Source organism: Christiangramia sabulilitoris, assembly GCF_007050985.1.
GTDB lineage: Bacteria > Bacteroidota > Bacteroidia > Flavobacteriales > Flavobacteriaceae > Christiangramia > Christiangramia sabulilitoris.
In genome coordinates, this window is record NZ_VHSF01000001.1 from 247919 (window position 1) to 273613 (window position 25695).

26 protein-coding genes are annotated in these 25695 nt (G+C 37.7%); 15 read left to right on the forward strand and 11 right to left on the reverse strand.

The window, feature by feature from the left end; translation table 11 throughout:
- Positions 1–196 precede the first annotated feature (196 nt).
- A complete protein-coding gene (locus FGM01_RS01095; RefSeq protein ID WP_143409274.1) occupies positions 197–1042 on the forward strand; it encodes an OmpA/MotB family protein in 846 nt (281 codons plus the stop codon).
- 140 nt (positions 1043–1182) lie between these two features.
- Positions 1183–1509 carry a hypothetical protein gene (locus FGM01_RS01100; protein ID WP_143409275.1) on the forward strand — a complete coding sequence of 109 codons (327 nt, stop codon included), beginning with the start codon at positions 1183–1185 and terminating at the stop codon, positions 1507–1509.
- 7 nt (positions 1510–1516) lie between these two features.
- On the opposite strand, the gene FGM01_RS01105 is transcribed toward FGM01_RS01100, so the two are convergent.
- Positions 1517–1930 (reverse strand): DoxX family protein, encoded by a 414-nt coding sequence (locus FGM01_RS01105; RefSeq protein ID WP_143409276.1) that lies wholly within the window; start codon positions 1928–1930, stop codon positions 1517–1519.
- Positions 1931–2118: 188 nt separating this feature from the next.
- Here FGM01_RS01105 and FGM01_RS01110 point away from each other — a divergent pair, with 188 nt between their 5' ends.
- The 7 genes from FGM01_RS01110 to FGM01_RS01140 all read left to right on the forward strand — a co-directional run bounded on the left by FGM01_RS01110 (position 2119) and on the right by FGM01_RS01140 (position 10677).
- Complete coding sequence (locus tag FGM01_RS01110; RefSeq protein WP_143409277.1) at positions 2119–2622, forward strand: DUF4402 domain-containing protein; 504 nt, start codon at positions 2119–2121, stop codon at positions 2620–2622.
- Positions 2623–2824: 202 nt separating this feature from the next.
- The gene (locus FGM01_RS01115; RefSeq protein ID WP_143409278.1) at positions 2825–3325 is read left to right on the forward strand and encodes a DUF4402 domain-containing protein; all 501 of its coding nucleotides are present in this window, start codon (positions 2825–2827) and stop codon (positions 3323–3325) included.
- Positions 3326–3414: 89 nt separating this feature from the next.
- Positions 3415–3909, forward strand: coding sequence for a DUF4402 domain-containing protein (locus FGM01_RS01120; RefSeq protein ID WP_143409279.1), 495 nt, complete (start codon positions 3415–3417; stop codon positions 3907–3909).
- A gap of 78 nt (positions 3910–3987) precedes the next feature.
- A complete protein-coding gene (locus FGM01_RS01125) occupies positions 3988–4803 on the forward strand; it encodes a fimbrial biogenesis chaperone (RefSeq protein WP_143409280.1) in 816 nt (271 codons plus the stop codon).
- A 4-nt stretch (positions 4804–4807) separates the two neighbouring features.
- Positions 4808–7561, forward strand: coding sequence for a T9SS type A sorting domain-containing protein (locus FGM01_RS01130; RefSeq protein WP_143409281.1), 2754 nt, complete (start codon positions 4808–4810; stop codon positions 7559–7561).
- Complete coding sequence (locus FGM01_RS01135; protein ID WP_143409282.1) at positions 7562–8089, forward strand: DUF4402 domain-containing protein; 528 nt, start codon at positions 7562–7564, stop codon at positions 8087–8089.
- A gap of 17 nt (positions 8090–8106) precedes the next feature.
- The gene (locus FGM01_RS01140) at positions 8107–10677 is read left to right on the forward strand and encodes a hypothetical protein (protein ID WP_143409283.1); all 2571 of its coding nucleotides are present in this window, start codon (positions 8107–8109) and stop codon (positions 10675–10677) included.
- On the opposite strand, the gene FGM01_RS01145 is transcribed toward FGM01_RS01140, so the two are convergent.
- The gene (locus FGM01_RS01145; protein ID WP_143409284.1) at positions 10671–11171 is read right to left on the reverse strand and encodes a GreA/GreB family elongation factor; all 501 of its coding nucleotides are present in this window, start codon (positions 11169–11171) and stop codon (positions 10671–10673) included. The genes FGM01_RS01140 and FGM01_RS01145 overlap by 7 nt on opposite strands.
- Before the next feature lie 136 nt (positions 11172–11307).
- Between FGM01_RS01145 and FGM01_RS01150 the strand changes: the two genes are divergently transcribed.
- Complete coding sequence (locus FGM01_RS01150) at positions 11308–13119, forward strand: SLC13 family permease (protein WP_143409285.1); 1812 nt, start codon at positions 11308–11310, stop codon at positions 13117–13119.
- A 23-nt stretch (positions 13120–13142) separates the two neighbouring features.
- Positions 13143–14381: a glycosyltransferase family 4 protein gene (locus tag FGM01_RS01155; RefSeq protein WP_143409286.1), complete on the forward strand. Its 1239-nt coding sequence runs from the start codon at positions 13143–13145 to the stop codon at positions 14379–14381.
- A 76-nt stretch (positions 14382–14457) separates the two neighbouring features.
- Here the strand turns inward: FGM01_RS01155 and FGM01_RS01160 are convergent, their stop codons facing one another.
- Positions 14458–15792, reverse strand: a complete 1335-nt coding sequence (locus FGM01_RS01160) for an aspartate kinase (protein ID WP_143409287.1) — start codon at positions 15790–15792, stop codon at positions 14458–14460.
- A 100-nt stretch (positions 15793–15892) separates the two neighbouring features.
- Here FGM01_RS01160 and FGM01_RS01165 point away from each other — a divergent pair, with 100 nt between their 5' ends.
- Positions 15893–16537, forward strand: coding sequence for a hypothetical protein (locus FGM01_RS01165; RefSeq protein WP_143409288.1), 645 nt, complete (start codon positions 15893–15895; stop codon positions 16535–16537).
- 1 nt (position 16538) lies between these two features.
- On the opposite strand, the gene FGM01_RS14480 is transcribed toward FGM01_RS01165, so the two are convergent.
- The gene (locus tag FGM01_RS14480) at positions 16539–16691 is read right to left on the reverse strand and encodes a hypothetical protein (protein WP_166435169.1); all 153 of its coding nucleotides are present in this window, start codon (positions 16689–16691) and stop codon (positions 16539–16541) included.
- A gap of 137 nt (positions 16692–16828) precedes the next feature.
- On the opposite strand from FGM01_RS14480, the gene FGM01_RS14675 reads away from it, so the two are divergent.
- Entirely contained in the window at positions 16829–16960 is a 132-nt protein-coding gene (locus FGM01_RS14675) for a hypothetical protein (protein ID WP_262710767.1), read from the forward strand.
- A gap of 4 nt (positions 16961–16964) precedes the next feature.
- Here FGM01_RS14675 and FGM01_RS01170 read toward each other — a convergent pair whose 3' ends face one another.
- Genes FGM01_RS01170 through FGM01_RS01180 form a run of 3 tightly spaced genes read right to left on the reverse strand, consistent with a single transcriptional unit; the run spans position 16965 to position 20005 of the window.
- A complete protein-coding gene (locus FGM01_RS01170; RefSeq protein ID WP_143409289.1) occupies positions 16965–18038 on the reverse strand; it encodes a transporter substrate-binding domain-containing protein in 1074 nt (357 codons plus the stop codon).
- Positions 18039–18089: 51 nt separating this feature from the next.
- On the reverse strand, positions 18090–18539 hold the full coding sequence (locus tag FGM01_RS01175) for a 3D domain-containing protein (protein ID WP_423738343.1): 450 nt from the start codon (positions 18537–18539) through the stop codon (positions 18090–18092).
- Between the two features lie 5 nt (positions 18540–18544).
- Positions 18545–20005, reverse strand: coding sequence for a Gfo/Idh/MocA family protein (locus FGM01_RS01180; RefSeq protein WP_143409290.1), 1461 nt, complete (start codon positions 20003–20005; stop codon positions 18545–18547).
- 200 nt (positions 20006–20205) lie between these two features.
- Between FGM01_RS01180 and FGM01_RS01185 the strand changes: the two genes are divergently transcribed.
- Together FGM01_RS01185 and FGM01_RS01190 are read left to right on the forward strand one after the other, a co-directional pair.
- Positions 20206–20637: an FKBP-type peptidyl-prolyl cis-trans isomerase gene (locus FGM01_RS01185; protein WP_143409291.1), complete on the forward strand. Its 432-nt coding sequence runs from the start codon at positions 20206–20208 to the stop codon at positions 20635–20637.
- 137 nt (positions 20638–20774) lie between these two features.
- Positions 20775–21185, forward strand: coding sequence for an OsmC family protein (locus FGM01_RS01190; protein ID WP_143409292.1), 411 nt, complete (start codon positions 20775–20777; stop codon positions 21183–21185).
- A gap of 26 nt (positions 21186–21211) precedes the next feature.
- Here the strand turns inward: FGM01_RS01190 and FGM01_RS01195 are convergent, their stop codons facing one another.
- From FGM01_RS01195 to FGM01_RS01210, 4 genes are all read right to left on the reverse strand, one after another.
- Positions 21212–21910 (reverse strand): N-formylglutamate amidohydrolase, encoded by a 699-nt coding sequence (locus FGM01_RS01195; protein ID WP_143409293.1) that lies wholly within the window; start codon positions 21908–21910, stop codon positions 21212–21214.
- Complete coding sequence (locus FGM01_RS01200) at positions 21907–23127, reverse strand: glutamate-cysteine ligase family protein (RefSeq protein WP_208012699.1); 1221 nt, start codon at positions 23125–23127, stop codon at positions 21907–21909. Before FGM01_RS01200 ends, FGM01_RS01195 begins: the two co-directional genes overlap by 4 nt.
- A complete protein-coding gene (locus FGM01_RS01205) occupies positions 23127–24581 on the reverse strand; it encodes a RimK family protein (protein ID WP_143409295.1) in 1455 nt (484 codons plus the stop codon). Before FGM01_RS01205 ends, FGM01_RS01200 begins: the two co-directional genes overlap by 1 nt.
- Before the next feature lie 180 nt (positions 24582–24761).
- On the reverse strand, positions 24762–25622 hold the full coding sequence (locus FGM01_RS01210; protein WP_143409296.1) for an SdiA-regulated domain-containing protein: 861 nt from the start codon (positions 25620–25622) through the stop codon (positions 24762–24764).
- Between the last annotated feature and the right edge of the window lie 73 nt (positions 25623–25695).

The window sequence follows — 25695 nt, forward strand, 5'->3', positions numbered from 1 at the left end:
TAATAAGACTTTCTCAAAATATACAAATGAGCTCTGTGCTCCCGCTATACCTGGATTCTATTCTTGTATTCTTTCGACTAAAAGAAAAGGTAAACAGGCCAAACATTCATAATTAATGGCAATGGCATTATTATCGCTTTTAACAAAATGAATATTTAAACTACAATCAACTTTTTAATTTTAAAAAATATCATTTATGAAAAGAGTAATAACTGTAACAGTCCTGGCAGCCACAATGCTAACTTCCTGTGTTTCTAAAAAGAAATATGTAGCTCTGGAAGGTGAATTGAATGATACCAGAAGTACTTTGCAAAAAACTCGTGTTGAGAAAGAAGAAATTGAAGATAAGTACGCACGTATCGAAGAGAGAGTTGCAGAATACAACGCCAAGATCAATTCCCTTAGAACTGAAAATGACGGTATGATGGAAATGAATGATCTTACTGTGATGTCTAACAACACTAAAGAAAAGATGCGTAGTACCATCGCTAAGATGGATCCAGAGAAGGTAAAAGGAGCTGAAACTCTGGAAGATTCAATCAACCTGGCAGTATCTTACAACCTTAAAAAGAACATTACAGAAGGTGCAGATGAAGACGATATTGAAATTAGCGTAGATGAAACTGTGGTAATGATCAATGTATCTGATAAACTTCTTTTTGGTAGTGGAAGCTATAGAGTAACCAAAGAAGCTCAGCCATTGCTGAAAAAGTTAGCCGAAGTGATTAATAGTGAACCTGCTATGGAGGTTATGATCGAAGGACATACAGATGATCGCACTATGGTAAAGGATTCCTACCTTAAAGATAACTGGGATCTAAGTGTAAGAAGAGCCACTTCTATTGTTAGATTGCTCCAGGATAAATATGATGTAGAGCCGTCTAAACTTATTGCTGCAGGAAGAAGTAGCTACCAGCCACTTGTTGAAAACACCAGTAAGGAAAATATGGCTAAGAACCGTAGAACAAGAATTGTTATCATTCCAAATCTGGATAAGTTCTTTGCTATGCTGGAAGGTGATGCCTCTGTAGCTAAAAACTAGGACATAAATTAAATTTCATATAAAAAGGAAAGCCTGAAAAGCTTTCCTTTTTTTTATCCTGTTTTAACCAGAATTTAACCGTCTGCCTTCTGTATTACCTGGGATAATCTTTAAATTGAAAGGACAAAAAAATTAAAATCATGGAAAAGGGTAAAAAGACCAATGCAGATAATCTAAAAACCGATTCTGAAGAGACTACTTATAATCCTGAGGTTACTAAAGAGGATAAACAGGCCCTTAATGAAAAAGGTCGTAGTATGAATAAGGGACAGGATAGAGCCCTGGACCGGGAAAGGGAGGTAGACTTTACCGCTAGTGAACTGGATATACCCGGCAGTAACGATGCTCGTCCCACGAAGGAAGGTGAAATTCCAGATGAGCAAAACTTGCAGTATAATGACCGTGGTTCCAGGCCGGAGCATAAGAAAAAACCGACCATCCAGATTCCGACAAAGGAATATAATTAACCCGTTTTCATTTTTTTGTCTGGATGAAATAATCCAAGGAGTATCTACCGGCTCCGGTAAAGAATAATAACAAAAAGGCAAAGAGATAAAGCAATGGCAGTTCTTGTTTTGCAAAGGGATCTGCCTGGTGCACTATGAGGGCCGCTGTGGCCATAGTAATCACAATGGGCACTGCCGCCAGTCTGGTGATATACCCAATAATTATCAGGATAGCACAAAAGAACTCAGCGAAAACAGCCAGCATAAAGGTAGTTTCCATTCCCAGACCAAACGGATCTGCAAACTCAATGGGTTCTCCCCCAAAGAATTTCAACATTTTAGGATAACCATGGGTTAACATAAGACAGGAAATAGCTATACGATATATAACCAGGCCAATATCTATAAGATTAGGATTCAAAATCGTTTTGTAAGATTTCATTTTCCAGCTGTTTTTAGTTAGCACTATAGTGTAAATATAATGTTTTCAGAAACTTACAGAATTATAACACACAAAAACGTGACTTATGAGAGAAATATATTGTTAAAATAATTTAAATATTTTGTGTATTTCGTCGATTTATTGTGCTTTTCATCGGATTATACGATTTGGTTTAGTAAGTTTAACATGTGTTAAAAAAGAAAAGTATTTTTATAGTTTCAATTTTTCTATGCCTGGTAAGCACGGTTACCGGACAGAATAGTGCTACCGCTAATTTTACGGCTTCTGTAACGATCATTGAGCCGGTTAGCATCAAGACCACCTCAAATATGAACTTTGCCGAGATAAATGCCGGTACAGGTGGTACAGTAACCCTAAACCCAGATAATTCCAGGCAGGCAAATGGCGGTGTAGAACTAAAACCAGGTGGACTTACCACTGCGGCAGAATTTGAGATCAAAGGACAGCAAGGCCACGCATACGATTTACAAATACCGTCAGGTATCTATAGCATGAGTAACGGCGCAAATGAGATAATCATCAGGGACTTTGCCCTATCTGAATTACCCCAGCATTTAGAAGAGGACACTCAGAAAATACGACTAGGCGCTACTCTAGAAATTCCTGCAAATCAGAAACCCGGTCGTTACGTTACTCCTACACCTCTTGAAATAACTATTAGCTACAATTAGAAACTTCATTGTAGGTATTTTCATCTTAAATTCTTCTGTTTATTTTAAAATTTAGTTAAAACTGACCATGATTCCGTGTACTTTACCTAAAGCATTGTGCCTTTTAACGAGTTTATTAACTACTTAACGATTTTATTTGGTCAGCTCTCATTGATAGTAGCATATTTACCGCAGTAATAAAAATCACCCAAAACCTACTACTATGAAAAAGATTACTTTTATTTTAATAGCTCTGATCTCAGGAAGCGCTTTTGCACAAAATGCTGCAGAAGCAATAGGAACAGCAGATATTTCAGCTGAAATAGTTACACCAATTAAAATAGAGAATGGTACTGCCATGAATTTCGGTAGCATTGTTGCTGCTGAAGGCGGTAATGTAAGAGTGAATACAGAGGGTAACAGAACTTTTAGTAATACTAATATGGATGTAACTTCTGCAACGACAATTACGGCAGCTACATTTGATGTTACTGCGGCTAATAATTATGCCTATAGTATAACAATTCCTTCTACTGTTCTTACAGGTACAGGATCAGATATGGCGATATCTTTTACACAGGATTTGTTAGGTGATACAGATGGAACTGCAACAGGTTCAGGAACCGCTCAGAAACTGAAAGTTGGAGGACTTCTTACTGTAGCTTCAGGACAACTAGCAGGTACATATAGTGGAACGGTTAGCGTTACCGTTGCTTACGAATAATATTTTGTAAATTTAAATTAGGACGCCGCCCACTGTGGCGGCGTCTTTATTTTTTATTACCAATTGTTAAATTGTAAAATCATTCAAAGATGAAAAAGTTTATTTTTCTTTTAGCTATTAGCTTCTGCTGGATGAACAATTGGGCTCAAAATTCTGCCTCAGCAGTAGTTAATAGTAGAGCAACAATCATTGATCCAATAAAAATTGACAAAACTGTAGACCTGGACTTTGGTAATATTATTAGTGCCTATAATCCAGGCCAGGTTGTATTGTCCCCGGATGGATCCCGTGTTGCCTATGGTGTCCAGATTTCTAATTCTGTTCCCGGGACCGTGACCCCGGCAGAAGCTGTGGTGACCCATGGCAATAATAATTACTCAATCAGCTTACCGCAGCAATTCACCTTATACAATCAGGAAAACCCTAATCAGATCCTAATAATAGACAGATTTACCGTCCAGCCTCAGGAAGGTAATTTGATAGATATTATAAAAATAGGTGGTACCTTGAATCTGGATGCGAATCAGACTTCAGGATTTTACACTAATTCATCAGGATTTAATGTAACCGTTTCATATAATTAAATAGTAGTTTCTGTAAACGGTTGATCTGTAATCCTTAATTTTGTCTCTAATTAAAATAAATAATCCAACCCCCCGGATATGCAAAAATACCTACTTAGTTCCGTCTTACTTTTTATTTTCATTTCTTCAGGAAATAACATTTTAGCTCAGGGAGATTTAATGATCATGCCGAAAAGGCTTGTTTTTGATGGCTCTGAAAGATCCCAGGAAGTTAACCTGGCCAATACAGGAAGTGATACTGCTGTCTACGCTATTTCATTCGTAAATTATAAAATGACCGAAGCCGGTGATTTTGAGCAGGTAGAAGAACCTGAGGAAGGTCAGCGTTTTGCTACAGATTTTCTGAGATATTTCCCTAGAAGAGTTGCCCTGGCTCCAAACGAAGCTCAAACTATACGCGTGCAATTAACCCGGACTGGAAATCTAGAACCGGGTGAATATAGATCCCATATGTATTTTAGGGCTATAGAGAAAGAAACAGCCCTTGGTTCTGAAGAATCTGATGAAAGTGAAGGAATCTCTATCAATATTAAAACGATATTCGGAATTAGTATCCCCATTATTATCAGAAATGGCGAATCTACTACTCAAATCGCTTTAAACGATATTTCCCTGAATCAGGAGGGAGAATTTCCAAGGCTATCTCTCAATATTACGCGATCTGGTAACATGTCTGTTTATGGAAACCTGACTGCCACCCATATCTCACCAGAAGGAAATAAAACTGAAGTGGGTATAGTAAAAGGAATTTCGGTATATACACCTAATACCAAAAGAAATTTCAGCTTTGAACTTAGAAACGCTGCAGATGTAGATCTTAATAAAGGGAAGTTGATCTTAACATATTCAGAAGGTCAATCAAACATTTTAGCTACCAAAGAAGTATCCTTATAATAGTATGAGCCTAAGCTACCAGCGTTTAAATAGTTTGTTTGGACTTGCCTTGTTATTGGTTATTTTTATTGTCCCGGCAACCTTGAATGCTCAGGCGGCTTTAGAAATTGGGAATGAGCGTTATACTATACAGGAAAATTTTCTAGAAGAGTTTTCCCAGGTTACCCTTTCAAAAAATTCTTCTATTCTCGAGGTTAATGGAACTTTGATCGTTCAGGGAGATTTGAGGATGGACGGTAATTTTTCTACTTTAATTATGGGCCCTAATGCCCGGGTTATTGTTTTCGGTGACTTTTTTGCTTCAAACCAAATAGAATTAAACGTATCCAGTTACCTGATAATTTATGGCAATTTTATAAAAAAAGGCTCAGACACTCAGGGAGATCTGAATGTTGAAAATGCAAATATTTACATTTATGGAACGGTAGAAAATTGGGGTGATGATTTCCAAACCTGTGGTGGTCAATATGATGGAAATACTGGTGATATTCAGCAGGAAAGTTGCGATTATGGAACCGAAGATGATTTTGAAAACAATCGGGATGATTTTCCCGAGGATCTTGTAGACCTCGTAAATTGCTATAATTTAACCGCAATTAGCGATCAAACAGCCTGTATAGGTGGCACTGCAACCTTTAGTGTGGCAGAATCATTGAATATATCTGCCGCCGATGTGACTTTTAGATGGCAGAAAAAAGTTTTATCAGATGGAACGTGGGAAGATATACCCGGCGCTACAAATTCAGAATATGTTATATCCCCGGTTACTGCTGAATTAGGGAATAATTTTTATAGAGTCATAGTAAAACCAACTCCAAGCTCCAGCTCTAATTGTAAGATTTCTATTTCAAGAAATGTAATTTTAAACGTCCAGGAACCTGGAATCTGGACCGGAGCCGTAGATACTAATTGGAATAATAGTGCCAATTGGAGTTGTGATCGCTTGCCCGGTTTGGATACGGATGTTTTAATTCCAGAAAATCTCAGCTCAGGAAATTATCCGGTAGTTAATCCCGGAGCTAATGCTTTGGCGAATGATCTTGAGGTTCAAAATTCTGCCTCCCTGGAGATTAATTCCAACTGGCTTAGGATTACTGGAAATTTAAGTAATCAAGGGGTTTTAGATACAGAGAACGGAAGTATTTCATTTGAAGGGACCAACACGCAAATTATTCCTGTAGCTGCTTTTCAAAATAACAGGGTTTTAAATCTCAGGATAAATAACCCGGCTGGTGTTTCTTCTGAGGCGCTAATTGAAGTAACGGGCACCTTGAATCCTGAAAATGGTGTTTTTCAAACCGGGGATAAGCTTACCTTAATTTCAGATGCCACTCAAACAGCCTTAATCTCTGGCAACGGAAACGGAGAGGTCTTAGGCCTGGTAAACATGCAACGTTTTCTTGATAAAGCATTTGGTTATAAATATTTTAGCTCTCCGTTTAAAAATTCCACTGTTGGAGATTTTATTCCCTATATTGTTTTAGAAGATGCGGTAAGTGGCTTTCCGCATTTTTATCGATATGAAGAAAACAGGACAGTGAGCATTGATGGTTCACCCCAGGATGCTACCGGATGGTTGGCGTATACTGAAACCGGGAATAGTTTAAATATTTCTGAAGGCTACGCCCTTAATTTTGGATCATCTTTCAACGAGAAAACCATAGAATTAACCGGTGAAGTAAATAACGGTCTTATAACGGCTCGTCTATTAGAGAATAATCACGGGGAATATACCAAAGGTTTTCATTTGGTTGGGAATCCCTACCCTTCACCAATAGACTGGAATTCTGCAGAAGGATGGACCAGAACCAATATAGATGATGGAATATACTTTTTCAACGCCAGTGATACTGATCAATATAGTGGTACCTATACAGCTTACGTAAATAATATATCTACCGGAAGTGGAGAAACACAGAATATAATTCCCTCAATGCAGGGCTATTTTATAAAAGTCAGTGATTCTGAGACTAAACAAAAGGTTACCGGGAATTTTGGAATGGATAATAGAGTTAGGATAACTGATTTTAATCAGAATTTTTATAAAAACCAACTTTTAGAACAGCCTCTTTTACTTCGATTGGAAGCTGGATTTGTTCAACATCCTCAATCAGATGCACTAGTTATTTATTTTACATCCTCGGCTACTGAAGGTTTCGAAAAAGAGCTGGATGCACATAAACTGTGGAACACAGATCCAACCGTTCCAAGTTTTTATAATCTTACTGAAAACCAAAATGCTTTGGCTATTAATGCTATTCCTTATCCGGATTATTCAGATTATAGAAAAATTCCTCTGGGACTAAGAGTGGAAGAAAATGGGGAAATGAATATTAATATGGCTTCCATAGAAAATTTGAGTCCTAATCTAAATATCTATCTGATAGATCATATCGCAGGAGTAGGGCAAAATCTACGCTCAAAACCTAATTACAAATTCAATATAACTAAAGGGGTTCATGACAGCAGATTTGAGTTAATGTTTTCTGAAAAAGAAGTGACCAATCCTGCTATTGCTTTCAATCTACCATTTGAAGCAAAGGTTCAGGATGGAAACATTATCGTTAATCTTAACCTGGAAAAAGATCAGAAAGGCAATTTAAGGCTAAGTACTATAACTGGACAAATTCTCATTACAAGATCAGGTACCGGGAAGGAGCAGATTATTTTCCAGGGGATCAAGAGTGCCGGGGTTTATATAATAAGTCTGCAAACCGGCCAATCTCAATATTCCAGAAAATTAATAATCAGAAACTAAATGAAAATTTTATCGTCCAGGCACTTATATACACTTTTATCGGCTCTACTCATATTCCTTTTTTCTTTTTTTGAAATGGTTGCTCAGGAGAATCCACCGGTTCCTGTTCAGGTCGAGGTGAGAACTTCCAGAAATCTGAATTTTGGAACTTTTACTGCAGGTAGTGCCGGAGGTAATGTCACCGTTAGCTTCGATGATCAACGTAGCGTAGATGGTGATATTTTTGAGCTGAATTTTGGACAACCTGTCTCTGCAGCATTATTTGATGTTTATGCCAACCCCGGAACTATTATTCAAATTCAGGATATGGGGCCTTATACTCTCGAAAACCAGGCAACCGGACTTCAGATTGATCTTTTTATAAATAGTTTCAGCACTGGCCAGAAAACCTTTGTTACCAAGGCTCCCAATGCTGAAATACCTAATGAAGTTTTTGTTGGTGGCACCTTGAGAATTCCTCCTGAAAATTCCGGAAATCTACCAGGTACGTACTTTGGGACCTTTACTCTCAATTTTATTCATCAATAGCAATTTACTTCCAGTTAATGCACCTACAATTTTTCAACTTAGCTGCTGGTATTTATAAAAGCCTGTTTATAGCTTTTGTATGCATTATTTTTTCATCTTCAGGTTTTGCCCAGGAAAATATTCCAGCGTACGATGAGTTAAGTGTAGAGCTAACGGTTCCCGATCTTGGCACCCTGGAGATGCCGATTGCTATAAAAGGTCAGGACGCTTATTTGCCTGTCAGGGAATTATTCAATACTTTGAAGATAAAGAATGAAGAAACTGCAACTGGTTTTACAGGCTTTATAGTTCATCAGGACTCCACATTTGTAATTAATATTACAGAAGAATTTATAATTTATAAAAATTCTGAATATAACCTGGAAAAGCGGGATTTTATTCAATCCCCCACAACATTTTATTTAAAATCAAATTTGTTTGGAGAAGTATTTGGTTTAAATACTAATTTTTCCTTCCGGAGTCTGTCGGTTCAATTGCAAACCGATATAGAGTTACCTGTGCTAAAAGAATTACGTCTGAAAAAAATTCGAAAAAATTTAAATAAAGTAAAAGGCCAGAAAAATCCGGATACTACGATCGCGAGAGAATATCCTTTTTTCAAAGGAGGAAGTTTGGATTGGGGGGTAGTAGCAACGCAACAAAGCAATTTTGAAAATGACAACAGGTTATCGCTGGGATTGGGAACCATGTTTCTTGGCGGGGAAACTAACCTTTTACTCAATTATTCCACAAGGGTTCCATTTAACACACGTAATCAGTTCTACCAATGGCGCTATATTGATCATGGCAGTCAATTTTTTAAACAGGTAACCGCGGGTAGAATCTTTACCCGGGCCACCTCTTCCCTATTTGCCCCGGTTAGTGGAATCCAATTTAGCAATAGCCCATTTATAAACAGAAGATCATTTGGGACTTACACGCTGAGTGATTATACAGATCCAAGATGGACTGTAGAGCTATACATAAATAATATTCTGGTAGAATTTACCCAGGCCGATGCCTCAGGCTTCTATACTTTTGACGTGCCTCTTATGTATGGAAACACGGCGGTTCGATTAAAATTTTATGGTCCGTACGGGCAGGAACGTATCGAAGAACGTTTAATTAATATTCCATATAATTTTGTCCCAAAGAGAGAAGTTGAATATACTTTGAGTGCGGGAATTGTAGAAAACGATGATCTGGATAAATTCTCAAGACTTAATGTCAATTATGGACTAAGCAATGCTGTCACGATTGGTGGAGGAGTAGAATATCTTTCAGGAGTGACCAGTGGTGAAGTAATGCCTTTCGTAAACTCATCAATTCGGTTTGCATCTAATTTGCTATTTAGCGGAGAATACATGTATGGGGTTAAAAAAGAAGGTGTGTTAAGCTACAGAACCCCTGGAAACTTACAGTTGGAACTTAATTATATTAACTATGATAAAGATCAAAAAGCCATAAATTTCAATTATCTGGAAGAACGAAAGATCAGCTTATCCACACCTATACGTGCCAAAAATTTTTCACTGTTCAGTAGGTTTAGTGTAAATCAAATAATTATGCCTACTACTGAATTTACTACTGCGCAATTATTACTTTCTGGGACGGTAATGGGTATAAGCACTAATTTTACAACCTATGGTATATATAATGACCGAGTGAAAAGACCAACTGTATATTCCTCTATCTCCCAAAATTATAGGCTGCCAAATAAATTTTTATTCTCACCACAGGTGCAGTATGATTTTAGCCGAAATGAATTCAATAATATTATTCTTGAAGTAGAAAGACCTGTTTTTAAGCAAGGTTTCTTAAACCTTGCTTATGAGAGCAATCTTTTACGAAATGCCCACATTTTTGAAATTGGGTTCAGGTATGCTTTTAATTTTGCACAAACTTCATTGACCTCCAGACTTGGAAACAGGAATAACTCATTTGTTCAGTCGGCTCGTGGAAGTTTGATGTTAGACGATAATACAGGTTATATTCTTGCTAATAACCGTACTGCAATGTCCAAGGCAGCGTTGAATATAATTCCGTTCCTGGATTATAATTCAAATGGAATGCGGGATCCCATGGAACCGGCAATCCCGGGTATCCGCTTAAAAAATTCGGTTGGAAGACCTACCTATAATGAAGATGAAACAACACTGCGAATTACAGAGCTGCAACCTTATATAGATATTATTCTTGAGGTAGACCCTAATAGTCTCGACAATATAGCCTGGAAGGTGAAAAATGAAAAAATCAAAGTTCAAACCCTTCCAAATCAATTTCAGGAAATTGAAATTCCTGTCGAAGTTCTTGGCGAGGTTGCCGGAATGGTATATATGAGCGATGGGAAATCGAAAAGGGGAATTGGCCGGATAACAGTGAATATTCTTGATAAAAGTGGAGATCTAGTAAGGAAAATTTTAAGTGAAGGTGATGGATATTTTACATATCTAGGCCTGTCCCCGGGTAATTATATCGCTGAAATTGATCCGTTACAAATGAAAAAACTTGGTTATTCGGCTACAGACCCCTTAGAGTTTAAAATTGAAATTGATAAATTCGGAGATATTGTTGATACACTCGAGTTCATCATTGAAAATGATCAATAAGTAATTTCCAGGACTCTCAGGTTTCTTATTTCAGTACCCAGTTTTAGTTCAACCAGATCGCCTTCCTTGCTCCCGGTGATCGCTTTTGCTATTGGGGCAATAAAGGCTATTTTTTTCTTTCTAATATCTGCTTCATCCACGCCCACAATTTGGAATTCCTGCAGCTGTCCCGAGTTCTCATTCTTCAGTTTAACATAGGCCCCAAACCTTATTTCATCTTCAGGTTGCTCTTTAGGATCAAGTATCCTGGCTGTCTGCAATCTTTCAGCAAGAAGATTTATCTTTCCGTCTATTAAACTTTGAGCTCTTCTTTTTTCCGTATCATTTTCAGCCTGTACATTTGCTCTTTTTTCTTCCAAATCTTTCATTTCCCTTTTTAGCTCTGCAAGACCTTTTGGCGTAACATAATTTGTAACACCTTCAGGCAACGCCGCTCTGGGTGGTATCAAAACCGGTTCTTCCTGATCATCCTCCTTTACGAATCCCCTACTCATATAATCTTTCCTATTATTGAGCTACCTATATTATTCAAATTGATGCTCCTGAGCAAATGTGTTATCTTAAATATTTCAGAAAGAAAATAAGTTGATAAAACTTAAGATTAATTTTAAGCTATGAAATTGATTAGCAATGACGCTTGAGATAATTATCCTGTTTGTAATAATCATTACGGTGATATTTTTATTTGCGCTGGAAGTCTTTCCCGTGGATAAGATCGCATTTTTTATTATGGTTAGTCTGCTCCTAACCAACATAATAAGTCCGGAAGAGGCTATTTCAGGGTTTTCCAGTCCTGCAACGATTACGGTTCTTGCTCTAATGATCATTGCTATAGGTCTTGAATCTAACGGGGTTATTGACTGGCTTGCGAACGGACTTAAAAAATTGCGTGGTCTTCCCTTATTCCTTATGGTACCTGTATTCATGTTCATTGCCGGAGGAATTTCGGCATTTATCAATACCACCGCAGTTGTACTGGTATTTGTAAAGATCATTGATGAGCTATCTGATAAATATGGTATCCCAAGCTCTAAATTATTACTTCCAATTTCTTTTGCCGGAATTATTGGGGGTAGTTGTACACTTATGGGAACATCTACCAACCTTATTGTCAACGCAGTGGCCGTTAAAAGAGGCGTGGAAAGATTTGGTTTTTTTGAATTTACCTGGTTGGGAGTCATTTTCCTGATCATTACCGTGGTTACAGTTAGCATTCTCATAGGACTGTTACCAAAACAGAAAAAAACTGATATATCCAGCGAATATGACCTGGATGCATATATAACCAAGGGAATAGTTTCAAAAAATTCGGGACTAATAGGACAGAATATTGAGGATGTTTTTGGAAATGAAGCTGAAGATATCGATGTCATCAGGTTAAAAAGGAAAGGCTCAGTAAATGAACATCCGGGCAAATATACTACGCTTCAGGAAGGAGATCAATTGCTCTTAAGGTGCAGCATCTCACAATTACTTAAATTAAAAGATTCCGGCGATCTCACCATAATTAAGAACCCAGACAGGTTCAAAACCAGTTCTTCAGTAGAAAAAACTGAAAATCTTGAAGACAATATTCAGTTATTGGAAATTCTGATGCTCCCTAACTCCCCTTTAATAGGTAAAAGCATTAAAACTGTGGGCTGGTATGACCTGCATGGTGCTTCTCCCCTGGCGATAAGGAAAAGAAGAAGCCTCAGGAATCCCGGGCCAAGGATACTGGACCGTAAATCTGATGATATTGAGTTGAGAGTTGGTGACCGCCTGCTTGTTGAAGTTTCTCCGAATGATCTGCACGAGTTACAGCAAATGGATGATATCGCTATTCTTAGACAGCACGACGATATACGAATTGTCACTAAATCCAAACGAAACCTTTCTTTGGGGATTTTGTTACTGGTAATAGGACTTTCTGCGTTCTCCATCTTTCCTATTCTAAAAAGCGCACTTATTGGTTGTTTCCTGATGATATTTTTAAAATGTATAGACCTGGGTAAAATGTATTCCCAGGTGAACTGGCAGATCATATTTCTGCTGGCAGGTATGATTCCCCTGGGTGTGGCGATGTCCAACTCGGGTGCCGATCAATGGATCTCAGATAATCTATTGCGTTTGTTCGATAATAAAAGTGATTTTATTGTTATCGGGGTTTTATTCCTGGTCACAATGTTCCTGAGTGGTTTTATATCCAACAATGCTACAGCAATTATTATTGCACCAATTGCTATTACCATTGCGGCAAGCCTGAACCAGGATCCAAAACCATTTATTCTGGCTGTATTATTTGCTTCAAATTTCAGTTTTTTCACACCTGTAGGATACCAGACCAATACCATTATCTACGGAATGGGAATCTATAAATTCAGGCATTTTTTTCTTATTGGAGGTATTCTTTCGGTCATACTCTGGATTACCGCCACCATACTCCTTACCGGCCAGTTATAATTACTATTTTTGAAAAAAAATCAATGCCCAAGCTTCTTATCATTGGTTATGTATGGCCAGAACCCAATTCTTCTGCAGCCGGTTCACGAATGTTGCAATTAATCGAATTCTTTATTCAGGAAAAATATAATATCACTTTTGCAACCACAGCAAGAACCACAGATAACATGGTGAATCTGGAAACGTGGGGTGTGGAGATCGAAAATATCAAATTGAATGATCCCCAGTTTGATATTTTTTTAGAAGACCTGAAACCAGACGTTGTCCTGTTCGACCGGTTTATGATTGAAGAACAATTTGGCTGGAGAGTGGACCAGATTTGTCCCTACGCGATCAAGATTCTGGACACAGAAGATCTACATTTTTTGCGTAAGGCGCGGCATCAGGCTTATAAAGATATAATAGCTACTGAAAATATCTTAAAAAACTTAGATCTTACGAAAAGAGAAATTGCGGCCATCTACCGCTGCGATCTGAGTTTGATCATTTCTGAACCTGAATTGGAATTATTGCAGGCAGAATTTGGGATCCCTGAAGCTATTCTTTTTTACCTGCCTTTTATGCTAAAGCCTGTCTCTGAAAAACAACAATCAGCTTTACCTGGATTCGAGGAGAGAAAGGATTTTATAAGTATTGGTAATTTTCTACATGAACCCAACTGGAACGCTGTACTGTTCCTAAAAGAAAAAATATGGCCGGAACTCCGGAAGGAATTACCTGGTACGAAGATGAATATTTATGGAGCCTATCCCTCCCAGAAAGTTTTGAACCTGCACAATCCATCAGAAAATTTTATGGTTCACGGCTGGGCAGATAACTCTGCAGAGGTAATGAAACAGGCCAGGGTATGTCTGGCTCCTATACAATTCGGGGCGGGACTTAAAGGAAAGCTGGTAGAAGCAATGCAAAATGGCACCCCATCTGTAACTACTATGCTTGGCAGTGAGGGTATAAGTAAATCTGGCGAATGGAATGGTTTTATTTCTGATGATGTTCCTCAATTCGTTCAGAAAGCTTATAATCTTTATTCTAACCAGCAACCATGGAATGAAAAACAAAAGATTGGTTTTACCATTTTTAATACCCGATTCAATATTAAATTACATCAGCAGCGATTTCAAAGCTATTTGAATATCCTTAGAGAAAACCTTGAAAAACACAGGGAACATAATTTTACCGGGCAAATGCTAAAGTATCATTTTCATAAAAGCACCTATTTTATGAGCAGGTTTATAGAAGAAAAAAACCGCCATAAAAAATAGAAAACCGCCGGTTGAACAATTAACCAACGGTTTTCACTACACAAAAAACAATTTAATCAAACTTTGAACAAAATTTTCAGACCGATTCCTGAAACCGGTCGCTAAACAATTTTTCATTCAATTTTTTTAAAGTTTCTATTTTATTCCTGGTGTCCACCAGAAGGGAAATATTATTTTTACTACCCCCATAGGAGATCATCCTTACCGGAACATCCCGGAGAATTTCGAATAACCTGGAAGTACCGCGGTCTTCAATAAGCCCCTCTCCTACCACGCAAATTATACTATGATTGGCATCCACGCTTATTTCGCCGTAATCTTCAAGTTCTTCCAGAATGCTATCCAAATTGGTACGGTCGTCTATTGTCAGGGAAATAGCTATCTCTGAGGTGGTGATCATATCTATGGCAGTCTCATATTTATCGAAGATCTCGAAGATCTTTCTCAAGAATCCATGTGCCATAAGCATCCGGTTGGATTTAATCCTGATGGCCGTGATCTCATCCTTGGCAGAGATCGCTTTTAAACCTTTAGTTTCAACTTTAGCACTTATGCGTGTACCGGTAGTTTCAGGTGTAAACGTATTTTTAAGGTAAACCGGAATATTTTTACCAATGACCGGTGATATCGTCTGGGGATGCAGGATCTTGGCACCAAAATAGGCGAGCTCTGCTGCTTCTTCAAAACTTAATTCTGAAACCGGCCGGGTATTTTCTACGAACCTGGGATCGTTATTGTGTAATCCATTGATATCTGTCCAGATCTGGATTTCGGAAGCTTTGATTGCAGCACCAAGAATAGTAGCCGTGAAATCGCTTCCTCCCCGCTTCAGGGTATTAATTTCACCTTTACTATCGATACGAACAAATCCCTGGGTGATAAGAATATCCTGGGAATTTAGTTTTTTTAGATGATCATCTAATAATTGCCCAATTAGGCTAGTATCTGGATTTTCAAGATTATCTACCCGCATAAATTCCCTGGCATCCAGAAGATTATTCCCGATACCTTCAGCAGTAAGATATGAGCTAAAAATATAGGTAAGCAAGCTTTCTCCTGTAGTTACTATTTCAGCATCCAGTTGCTTATTCCATTCAGCATTACAAAACTTTTCAAGAGTAGACATCCGGTATTTTATATGCTCTCTTACTCTTGCATTAACAGATTTTTCAGCAATAAGCTCGTCAATAAGCTGCAGGTGTTTAATTTCAATTTCATTAAACAGGCTGGAGCAATTTTTCCTGTTTTTGTTTCTTACAGATGTTGAGAGCTCTACCAGCATATTGGTGACCCCGGACATAGCAGATAAGACCAGTAATTTATCGCCATTCTGGTCTGTTACTATTTTCCGTACATTCCTGATACTTGCCGCAGAACCTACAGAAGTGCCTCCAAATTTTAATACCCTCATAGCCTGTAATTTCAGGCTGCATAGGTATTATTAAAAACATGTCTTCCAAAAATTATATTTCATTTTATATACATTTGTACAAAATGTTCAATAATAAACAATGAAGACAATTACTACCTGTGTGCATGATATAATTCGGCATCAACCATTTCTGGACGATGCAATAGCCCGGGATATAATCAACTTTAGCGGATTGGCTGCAGATATTCAGCCGCAGGTCGAGAAAGAAATGCGAAAACCCGTGAAGCAAGGTAGTATTATCATGGCCTTAAGAAGATATGCTCCCAGCCGAACGAAGGTAGATATGCAAAGTTTAAGGGAATTGGGGGATATTATCGTAAGATCAGGAATCACTGAATATACGTATCTCAACTCCCGAAGCATCATTTCTAACAAAGCCAGATTACTGGAAGCCGTTAAAGATCAGAGCGGGGTATATTTAAATTATTCCAGTAACTACCAGGAAAGCAATATTCTCGTCTCCTCCTCTCTTACAGACCTGGTTGAGAAATGCTTTAGGAATGAAGTACGGGTTTCTGTTAAAGAGGAATTATCATCAATTACCATTGCTCTTCCAAAGAATAGTTCCCAAACCGTGGGACTATACTTTTATATTTTTAAACTACTAGCTTATGAGGGTATACCGGTATTTGAAATGATTTCCACTTCAAATTATTTCGCCTTATTCCTGGAGAAAGAATTTATCAATAAAGCGTTTTTATTAATGAATGAAATCAAACGATAACCTACCAGTATTCGTAATAAACCCCGGTCATGGCAACAAGGGTGAAAACCAGGACCAAAACGATGGCAATATAGATCACTTTATTATTTTCCCTGGCAGAGGTCTGCAGGAATTCCATGTCAGAAAATTTTTTTGGTTGGTTTTTGGTAGCCATAATATTAGCGATTAGAACTAAAAGGGCGTTAATATACTAAAAATCAAATATCTAGATACTTATATATTTAAATTTATCATAATTAAGAATCAATTTATACAGGAACTTTCTAATTTCATCCCGTATAAATTGTAATTATGAAAAGTATAATAAGGGCCATTTTAGCCGGCTGGGGCGCTAAAAAACTTGGCGGAGGCTGTGGATGTGTTGGTATCGTCGTAGTATTCATTATTCTTTGGATAATCCTGGGATATCTGGGCCTTGGCTAATGGATTAATTATATTCCCGGGTAATGGTCGTCCATTCCATTGTTTTTAAAATTCGAACAAGAATGGGATCGATCTCTTTTTTCAATTTGGAATCTTTTGGGAAAGCATAACTATAATAATCTTTTTTAAGACTGTGCTCCAGTACCTCCAGTTCCTTAGAAAGATCAGACATTTCTATTTCAAATCTCAGAATCGGTTCGTCATATACTAACACTTCAGTTTTTCCATTTAATAAGGATTCGAGGCCTTTTGCGGCACTAGCTACCAGTTCATTTTCAATATCATATAATTCCAGCAATTCCTGTGAACTGGAACTCCTTACGGTGGTTACTTCAAATCTTTCCAGATCCTGAATATTATTAATCTCCTCATTAATACTTCTCACGGTTATGGATGAAGCGATTCCCGCGGTAAAACTGGAGATTATGATCACAGCCATAAACATCCAGATCAAACCTATTATTCTACCGCCGGTTGTTCTTGGAGACTTATCCCCATATCCTACTGTAGTCATAGTAACCGCACTCCACCAGAACCCCTGCATGATACCTCTTAAATTCCCGCCAAATTCTTCCTTATTTTTCTTTCTTTCAAAAAACCAAACCAGGATTCCGAAAATAAGGATCACCAAAAGAAGTAATCCCACTACGGAGAAAAACTCCCAGCTAAAGAATTTTTTTATCTGCTTCAGAAAAGTAGACTCTTTTCTTTTAGCCACACTTGTATGAGAAATAAAGTAAGGCTGTGTAAAGTCCATACGGGTCATCCTTTTGTCGGTAACCGTTATAGGGTTCACGCTTAGGTCTACTTCAGCATTTTCAACAGCATTCAACAAATCCTGAAGATTAGCATATTCTCTGAATTCATACCCTGCTTGTAGTTGCTCATTCACCATCTTCCAGGAACTAATGCTCAAACCAGAATAACCATTGTGTCGTTTTACAACAAATGGAGGAGCTTCTGTAATCCCTATGATCAGCTTTTTATTACCCGGTAACGAGTCACTTTGGTGAGCAAAGCCGGATATGAAAAATAAAATGGCAAGAACCAGAATAGAATATTTACGACAAAAAGACATTGATTTTTATTTGTGCCCGAAGATAATAAACATATAAAAAAAACCGGGCTATTATTTGGTATGGTCTTTTTGAAAGATATAAGAGATATTTAATTTCTTCCTGCCAAATTTTCTAGCCTTACCAACGTTTTTTCCCATATAAATATCTATGCGGTTACGCCATCTGTAATGCATTTTATCCTTTACCACGAATAGGCTATCGAACCCTTCGATCTTTACTTTAGAATTGTGGTCTATCCCCATTCTTATCAAGTCCCTGGAAACAGCAATGGCATTCATTCCGGGTTTTAATGTATCACCCCAGGCCGTAATATTTGGATTGTCCTGAGTCTGGGCTTCCACAGAATTATATGCGGTGGCGGTTACACACATAGTAACCCAATTCTCATTTTCAGCTGATCTTTTTTTACAGGCAGATAAGGTTAATAAAATTGACAATAGGATGGACTTAGAACCATGTCCTACAAATTTTAATGAAGAGATCGAATTGTCAAGCTTCATAATTTTCACAATGAATATCCTTCCCTGTAATCCCGTTTTACAAATTGATTGGCTTCCTCAAAATTTGTGACTTTCAGATTCTCAGCATCCCAGATCATCTTTATATCTCTTCCGGGGTAATAGATCTGGGTTTTCCCATTGGAATTTGTTCTGGTTTTCTGGATATCATAACCACGTATGGCCAGATTCGCAATCAAAAGAGTTTCTGTCAAAGGACCTGCTATTTCAAAAGGTGAGCTCAGAGTTTTTTCTTTATATCCGGCAATAGCAGCTTCAACCCATTGGGCATAATGCCCATTCATACCGTCTTTGACCCTAGGATATTTTTCTGAAACAATTACCTCATTTGTTCTGCTTGTAGGTAGTAATCTTGGATTCAAACCGTAGGTGCCACACATCATTTTTCCTTTGGTTCCAATTATCAATGTACCGTTCCCGCCATCACCAAATGTTTCTTCGGAACCTAATTCATCAGGTCGCATAGGTTTTATTCCCCCGTCCATCCAGTGTAATTTAATATCTGACGATGATTTCTTTTTTCCGGCAAACCTCATTATCACATGGCTCGAGGGAGGACAACTCTCGGGGAAATAGCCTCTTTGGAATTCGTCCACATAAATACTCCCCACACTACATTCAACCTCATGAGGATATTTAAGTTCAAGTACATTAAAAGCCGGCTCGACTAAATGACATCCCATATCTCCCAATGCCCCGGTACCATATTCCCACCAGCCTCGCCAGTTAAAAGGCACCAGGCCATCTACATAATCTTTATAAGGAGCGGTACCCAGCCACAAGTCCCAGTCAAGCTCAGCTGGGATCACAGAAGTTTTTTCGGGCCAGGAAATACCCTGAGGCCAGACTGGCCTGTTAGTCCATACGTAAACCTCATTAACATCACCAATTACACCGGCTTCGTACCATTCTTTCATCCTACGAACACCGTCGCCAGAGGCACCCTGGTTTCCCATTTGAGTTACCACCCGGTATTCTTTTGCTGCCTCTGTAAGTTTCCTGGCTTCATAAATATCATGGGTAAGAGGTTTTTGAACATATACATGTTTTCCTCTTTGCATCGCTCCCATAGCCTGAACCGCATGATTATGGTCTGGAGTAGAAACACAAACCGCATCAAAATTTTTTGCTTCGTTATCATATAGTTCCCGATAATCTTTGTAATATTTTGCTTTAGAAAACCTTTTTACCGATGCCGCTGCCAGGCGGTCGTCCACATCGCACAAATAGGCGATCTCTGCCTTTCCGGTTTCGTAAAAACTTAATAGGTCAGACTCGCCTTTTCCACCTACTCCAATCCCGGCAATCAATAATTTATCACTGGGAGGTATAAAACCAGGACCGCCCAGCACGTGCCTGGGCACTATATAAAAACCTGTAGCTGCCAGACCAGACTTTTTAATAAAATCTCTTCTGGAATTTGAACTTGTAATGGGTTTAAGCTTCATAGGAATCATCTAAGTTAGTTTGACAGATACAAAGGTGATTTGGTGATAATCTGCATTCAATTTAATGAAAATATGACAGAATGCGTCATTATCGGATATTCTGTCGGGTTATCAGAGATTCGGCAGGGTACTTGCACTAATTGATACAAATGGCTGAAAATTAGTTGATAGCCAAATTTAAAATTGAAAAAATACTTTTTATGAGTCAAGTAAAGCAAAATGACGCCGTTAAGGTACATTACACAGGGAAATTAGAAGACGGTCAGGTTTTCGATAGTTCAGTAGAACGAGGAGAACCAATAGAGTTCACATTAGGACAGGGCCAGCTTATCCCGGGATTTGAAGAAGGTCTTATCGGTATGGAAGTAAATGAAAAAAAGACTATAAATATACCTAAGGAAGAGGCTTACGGAGAGCCAAAAGCTGAATTAATTCAAGAGGTTGATAAGAATCAACTTCCGGAGGAACTTAAACCTGAGGTTGGAATGCCATTGGTTTCAAAAGGGCCTGATGGTCGTGAGATCAACCTGGTAGTTACAGAAGTTAAAGATGAAAGTATCGTAGTAGATGCAAATCATCCGTTAGCAGGTAAAGATCTTGTGTTTGATCTTGAAGTTGTAGAGATTAAATAAGATCCTGAACCATATAACATTGAAAGCCTGAATTAATTTTCAGGCTTTTTTAGTTTATGATTGGTTAAGGTTTTTATAATTGTTTTCCATTTCATGCTTTGGTTATTAATTTAGAGAGTAATCTCAAAAATTAAATTATGAAAAGGAAAGGATCGGCCATATGGAAAGGCTCATTAAAAGAAGGAAAAGGAACTGTTAGCCTTGAAAGTGGTGTTCTAAAAGATGCCCAGTATTCGTTCAAAACGAGGTTCGAAAATGGAAAAGGTACCAACCCGGAAGAATTGGTTGGAGCTGCGCATGCAGGATGTTTTAGTATGCAATTATCTGCATTTCTAACTGAAGATGGTTTTGAACCGGATAAAATTGAGACGACTTCTGAAATTACTTTCGAAGATGGAGAAATCACCAAATCTCATTTGATCCTGAATGCGGAAGTACCTGGGATTAACAAAGATCAATTTGATAAAATTGCAAATAAAGCCAAGGAAAGCTGTCCTTTATCAAAACTGTTGAAAGCTGAGATCACGCTTGAATATGATCTCAAATAGAATTATTATAGTAAAGAGGTCTGATCTTAATAATACTCAGGCCTCTTTTTAATTTCTTCCAGGCTATGATATATTAGATTTGTAATATCAGGATGCATTTTATTATTAGATACCCATTTTTGATTCACTTCCAGTTCAATCCCAATATATCCTGAAGAATGCCTTTTTCTTAAAGCAGTTGTAAAACCATCTGCCTTCCCTAAATAAGGATAGTTATACCTTACATTAAGACCGGGTTTGTAACTAAGCATAAGTTTCTTCCAATCTCTCGCCAGCTTTTTCTCCGTAAATCTCTGTGGGTCATAAAGCAAACCTATATCTGCATTGCGAACAATGTTATTTAAAACAGGCGTAAAACTATGAACCGAAAGGTGGAAGACACTTCCTCCATTCTTTATACAGGAGTCTATAGCGCTAATTACTTCATCCCGGTATGCATTATAATAAGTCTCGATAATAGACTTTTTTTCAGGCGGACTTAGGTGTTTGGAATAGCGGGAAAACAAACTTTTATGCCACACAGATCTGTTAGATTCAATAAGCAGCCTGCCTATCTTTTGATGATATTTATAATCTGCCAGCTCCCCTATTTTCTCAAATAAATTAAAAGAACCTGGATCAAATGCCTCATGAGTTTTTAAGACATCAGGATCATTTATAAATAAGCTGCTATATTTTTCCGGAATATCTGGAAATGCGTGCTCACTGGTTATTATCAGTGTCATGGCCGGAACATTCGGTTTTCCTGTAAGCATTCTGCAAGACGCCCATAAACTTTTCCAATCTGTACTTTTGAGAAATCATTTCGTAAAGCCTTTAAAATACGTGTGGCAAGACTACCATTTTGTAATATAAATTCAATGTGCTTTTGATGGTCATCACTCAATTTTTTTCCAACCAGGTCATAGAGTTTTTTCCAAATGGTTTTTACATCGGCATCTTTCTTAAGATCGAAAATAGCCAGGTATTTTTTATTCGTGATAAGCGTATTTTCAGCTGAAATAATGACATCGTTCATAATTAATAAGAGATCATCCTCATACCAGGACTTTTGATCTTCCAGGGAAATCAACTCTTCAGAAACCAGAAGTTTTAAAACTTCAATTATAAATGCAGCAATGGCCACATCTGCCGTAGGATTTTCCTGGGTATCTATCACCCTGATTTCGATGGCATTTCTATCGAACCTGGAGATAGCACCCCTGGAATTTAAAAAATGATGGTCCAGAATTTTATCGGTATCAAAAGGCTTTATAGCTTCGGTTATTGGGTTAAAGATTATTTTATAGTAATCTGATTTGTTCCAAACCTGTTCCGGGATCACTTTTCCCGTCATATGAGGAATCTCTTTCTGGTTGGATTTATAATAATGCATCCGGGCATCTTTAAAACCGGTATATTCACTATCTAAAACGGGTGAGCTCGCTGCAAGACCTGGTATGATTGGCAGTAAAAGCCTTGTGGCGGCATGTAATTTTTCAAATTCTGTATCATCGAAGAACGGGAGGTTTATATGCATACTTTGCACATTGCTCCAGCCATGACCCTTGCAATTAAAAATACGGTTATATAAGGCGTAAATCTTACTGTAATGATGTGGCCAAAGTTGAGTCTCGGTCGTTGGATCCATCGATGGATGGGCTGCAGTAGGTAACAGCTGCGTATCGAATTCTTCCAGTAAATCATTTATTTCTCTAACGTTAGCTGCAAATAAAGCATCAAGGTTTTCCAGATCACTGGTTGGCCCGTTAGTTTTTATCTCAATTACATGAGAAACAAGTTCATTACTCCATTCTATTTTACCGTTTTCAATGTCTGAAGTTAGGGTACCATTCTTTTTAGTGATCAATTTGTCCACGATGGGATTTATTTTTAAACCAGATCTTTGAACCAGCATGTATTCCAGCTCAATCCCGTATACTTCAAATAAATGATATGCCATTATAATTTGTTTTCTAATCTGTTTTTTAATGCAGTCAAAATATCGGTATAAACCCGGTCGCCGTAAAATTCATCCTCTACGCCTGCATCTATATTTGGATTGTCGTTAATTTCAATAACCAGTGCTTTAGAATTTACTTCTTTAATGTCTATTCCATAAAGGCCCTTCCCCATTAATTTTGCAGCCTTTACTGCATTTTTAAGGATATTGGAAGGAACTTTTTCTATGGGTAGACAATCTGCGTTTCCGTCCTGTTCCTCTTTTTTATCGGCACTCCAGTTATAGATCTGCCAGTGGTCTTTTGCCATGTAGTACCTACAGGCATAAAATGGTTTTCCATCAAGAATTCCAATTCTCCAGTCATAATCTGAAGGAGAAAATTCCTGGGCAATTACGAGGTCAGATTTCTTTAACATGGCAGTAACCACTTCTAAATATTCTTCTTCGGTCTCAGCTTTTTTAACTCCAAAGGAAAAAGTTGAATCCGGAGATTTCAGAACCACCGGTAAACCTGTTTGTTTTAAAACCTGATCTTTGTTGTCTTTATGTACTATAATTGTCTTTGGTGTTGGAATTCCGGCATTTTCAAGTGCTTCAGCCATAAATACCTTATTACAACATTTCAGAATTGCATCCGGATAATCTATAATCGCTATATCTTCCTGCTGCGCCTTTCTTGCAAATGCATAAGCCTCATTATTCACCTCGGTGCTCTGACGAATAAATAATGCGTCAAAAGCAGAAAGCCTGGAAAGATCCTTAGGCCCTATAATTTCAACGTAGAATCCCATTTTTTCAGCAATGTCTGTAAATTTTTTTAGAGCTTTAGGATTGCTCGGTGGAGCCACGTCATTAGGTTGAACCAGGATAGCCAGATCATATTCTGAAGTATTGCTTCGCGGGGTATCATATCTTTTCTTAGAAAAATACTGTTCTGCGAAACCAAGCATGCTTTCTTTATGCTCCTCTGGAATTTCAGATTCTGAGATCGCCTTGATACTTTTAATGTTCCATTTAGAGCTGTAAGAAAAACGTACCCTTAGAAATGGAATTTGAAAATGCCTGAAAAACATGGCGCTTAATTCACGGTATTTGGCAGCCACATTTTGTCCAAAATAGATACTAAGGGTAAACTCTCTGGATTTAATATTTTTCAAGGATTGCTGCATCAGGTCATCAAAATCTTCTGAAACAATTTTTACCAATTTAGGTTCGCCCAGATCAACTATATTCTTCACTGTGGGAATCGCTAAATGCCCGCGTGCTTCGGCTAAAAGGGATACATAATAACCCTTAGACTGATAGGAATAATCTTTACAAAGATTAAAGATCCTCGCCTTTTTTAATTTGGAAAATTCCGGATTGGTAAGATAATCCCTGGATGAAATGATCTTCACGTGTTCTGAAGAAATAGTCCAGGTCTCAGGTTGATTAACAACTATATATTTATTCATTTAAAATGAAAAGGTTTTTTCAAATGTAGATTAAAATTTAGTCTGATTATTCATTTTAAGATCAGCTTAGTAATTTTTGTTGATACAATACCGGCTTATATATAGTAAGATTTTAATCCTGAATACTACTCATTACCAGAAAATCAATTCCTCTGGCAAGAAACCTATCGGCTGGTGGGATCATTTTTTCTTAAGGATCTTCAATTCAATAATGTTAGCAGGACCACCCAGAGATTCATTTGCAATGAACATACGCCCTGAAGGACTAAAACATAGACCCTCCGGCTGCGTAAATTCAGCAGGATCCAGTAAATGCATCTCTTTAATTTTTCCTGTTCCTTTCATAATAAGGATCTTTTGAAACTCTGCATCCAGTACATATAGTTCTTTGCTTTCAGGATTAAAGCTAAGGTCTGATGGCCTGATCAACAAACGTGGATTATTGGTTTTTAGGACTTCAAAAGCAGGATCATTATAATTAATCTTAAGATATGGACTATAATTAAGTTCAGCTGTTTTAGGATCAAAAGCATAGATGCCTTTATAATCGCCACGATTATCCAGATTCCGGTCTTTTACAGATAAAAGTAATTTCCCATCACTCGTTGCCGCCAGGCCTTCTATGTTATGGCGGTATTCAAAATCGAGTTCAACTACTTCAGAATCCTTTTCTGGTCCGGTAATATTATTAATCTTATGAAGCCTGCCATTGCTTTCTGCAGCCCAGAAAGAACCATTTAAAAATGTGAGTGCTTCATAATCTCCAGGTCCGGCAAACTTATACTTCTTTACGATCCTGGAAGATTTGAGGTCATACACAAAAATAATCCCGTCTTCATCCTGAATACAGGCAATTCTATTGTCATTTAGCCAGTAAATCCCGGAGATTTCTCTGAGCTCTTCCGGCATTTCCCATTTATTAATAATCTTATAAGATTTTATCGCATCATTAAAATCATAATCATTTGCCTGGTATATAGCATAAACTATTCCTGCAATTATTAGCACCATCATGATAATACCAACAGCCCATCGATTCATAATTTAAGTCTTTAACAACTAAAATTACGTTAATGTACCTCAGAGGCAAAAAGATTAACAATTATTTGAATCA

Excerpts from the sequence above, each read along its gene's own strand:
- FGM01_RS01095 (WP_143409274.1), top strand. The coding sequence starts at position 197 with ATGAAAAGAGTAATAACTGTAACAGTCCTGGCAGCCACAATGCTAACT.
- FGM01_RS01160 (WP_143409287.1), bottom strand. The coding sequence starts at position 15,792 with ATGAGGGTATTAAAATTTGGAGGCACTTCTGTAGGTTCTGCGGCAAGT.
- FGM01_RS01185 (WP_143409291.1), top strand. The coding sequence starts at position 20,206 with ATGAGTCAAGTAAAGCAAAATGACGCCGTTAAGGTACATTACACAGGG.
- FGM01_RS01130 (WP_143409281.1), top strand. The coding sequence starts at position 4,808 with ATGAGCCTAAGCTACCAGCGTTTAAATAGTTTGTTTGGACTTGCCTTG.
- FGM01_RS01175 (WP_423738343.1), bottom strand. The coding sequence starts at position 18,539 with ATGAAGCTTGACAATTCGATCTCTTCATTAAAATTTGTAGGACATGGT.
- FGM01_RS01200 (WP_208012699.1), bottom strand. The coding sequence starts at position 23,127 with ATGGCATATCATTTATTTGAAGTATACGGGATTGAGCTGGAATACATG.
- FGM01_RS01165 (WP_143409288.1), top strand. The coding sequence starts at position 15,893 with ATGAAGACAATTACTACCTGTGTGCATGATATAATTCGGCATCAACCA.
- FGM01_RS14675 (WP_262710767.1), top strand. The coding sequence starts at position 16,829 with ATGAAAAGTATAATAAGGGCCATTTTAGCCGGCTGGGGCGCTAAAAAA.
- FGM01_RS01205 (WP_143409295.1), bottom strand. The coding sequence starts at position 24,581 with ATGAATAAATATATAGTTGTTAATCAACCTGAGACCTGGACTATTTCT.
- FGM01_RS01125 (WP_143409280.1), top strand. The coding sequence starts at position 3,988 with ATGCAAAAATACCTACTTAGTTCCGTCTTACTTTTTATTTTCATTTCT.
- FGM01_RS01140 (WP_143409283.1), top strand. The coding sequence starts at position 8,107 with ATGCACCTACAATTTTTCAACTTAGCTGCTGGTATTTATAAAAGCCTG.
- FGM01_RS01100 (WP_143409275.1), top strand. The coding sequence starts at position 1,183 with ATGGAAAAGGGTAAAAAGACCAATGCAGATAATCTAAAAACCGATTCT.
- FGM01_RS01105 (WP_143409276.1), bottom strand. The coding sequence starts at position 1,930 with ATGAAATCTTACAAAACGATTTTGAATCCTAATCTTATAGATATTGGC.
- FGM01_RS01135 (WP_143409282.1), top strand. The coding sequence starts at position 7,562 with ATGAAAATTTTATCGTCCAGGCACTTATATACACTTTTATCGGCTCTA.
- FGM01_RS01190 (WP_143409292.1), top strand. The coding sequence starts at position 20,775 with ATGAAAAGGAAAGGATCGGCCATATGGAAAGGCTCATTAAAAGAAGGA.
- FGM01_RS01120 (WP_143409279.1), top strand. The coding sequence starts at position 3,415 with ATGAAAAAGTTTATTTTTCTTTTAGCTATTAGCTTCTGCTGGATGAAC.
- FGM01_RS01170 (WP_143409289.1), bottom strand. The coding sequence starts at position 18,038 with ATGTCTTTTTGTCGTAAATATTCTATTCTGGTTCTTGCCATTTTATTT.
- FGM01_RS01180 (WP_143409290.1), bottom strand. The coding sequence starts at position 20,005 with ATGAAGCTTAAACCCATTACAAGTTCAAATTCCAGAAGAGATTTTATT.
- FGM01_RS14480 (WP_166435169.1), bottom strand. The coding sequence starts at position 16,691 with ATGGCTACCAAAAACCAACCAAAAAAATTTTCTGACATGGAATTCCTG.
- FGM01_RS01155 (WP_143409286.1), top strand. The coding sequence starts at position 13,143 with ATGCCCAAGCTTCTTATCATTGGTTATGTATGGCCAGAACCCAATTCT.
- FGM01_RS01115 (WP_143409278.1), top strand. The coding sequence starts at position 2,825 with ATGAAAAAGATTACTTTTATTTTAATAGCTCTGATCTCAGGAAGCGCT.
- FGM01_RS01150 (WP_143409285.1), top strand. The coding sequence starts at position 11,308 with ATGACGCTTGAGATAATTATCCTGTTTGTAATAATCATTACGGTGATA.
- FGM01_RS01195 (WP_143409293.1), bottom strand. The coding sequence starts at position 21,910 with ATGACACTGATAATAACCAGTGAGCACGCATTTCCAGATATTCCGGAA.
- FGM01_RS01145 (WP_143409284.1), bottom strand. The coding sequence starts at position 11,171 with ATGAGTAGGGGATTCGTAAAGGAGGATGATCAGGAAGAACCGGTTTTG.
- FGM01_RS01210 (WP_143409296.1), bottom strand. The coding sequence starts at position 25,622 with ATGAATCGATGGGCTGTTGGTATTATCATGATGGTGCTAATAATTGCA.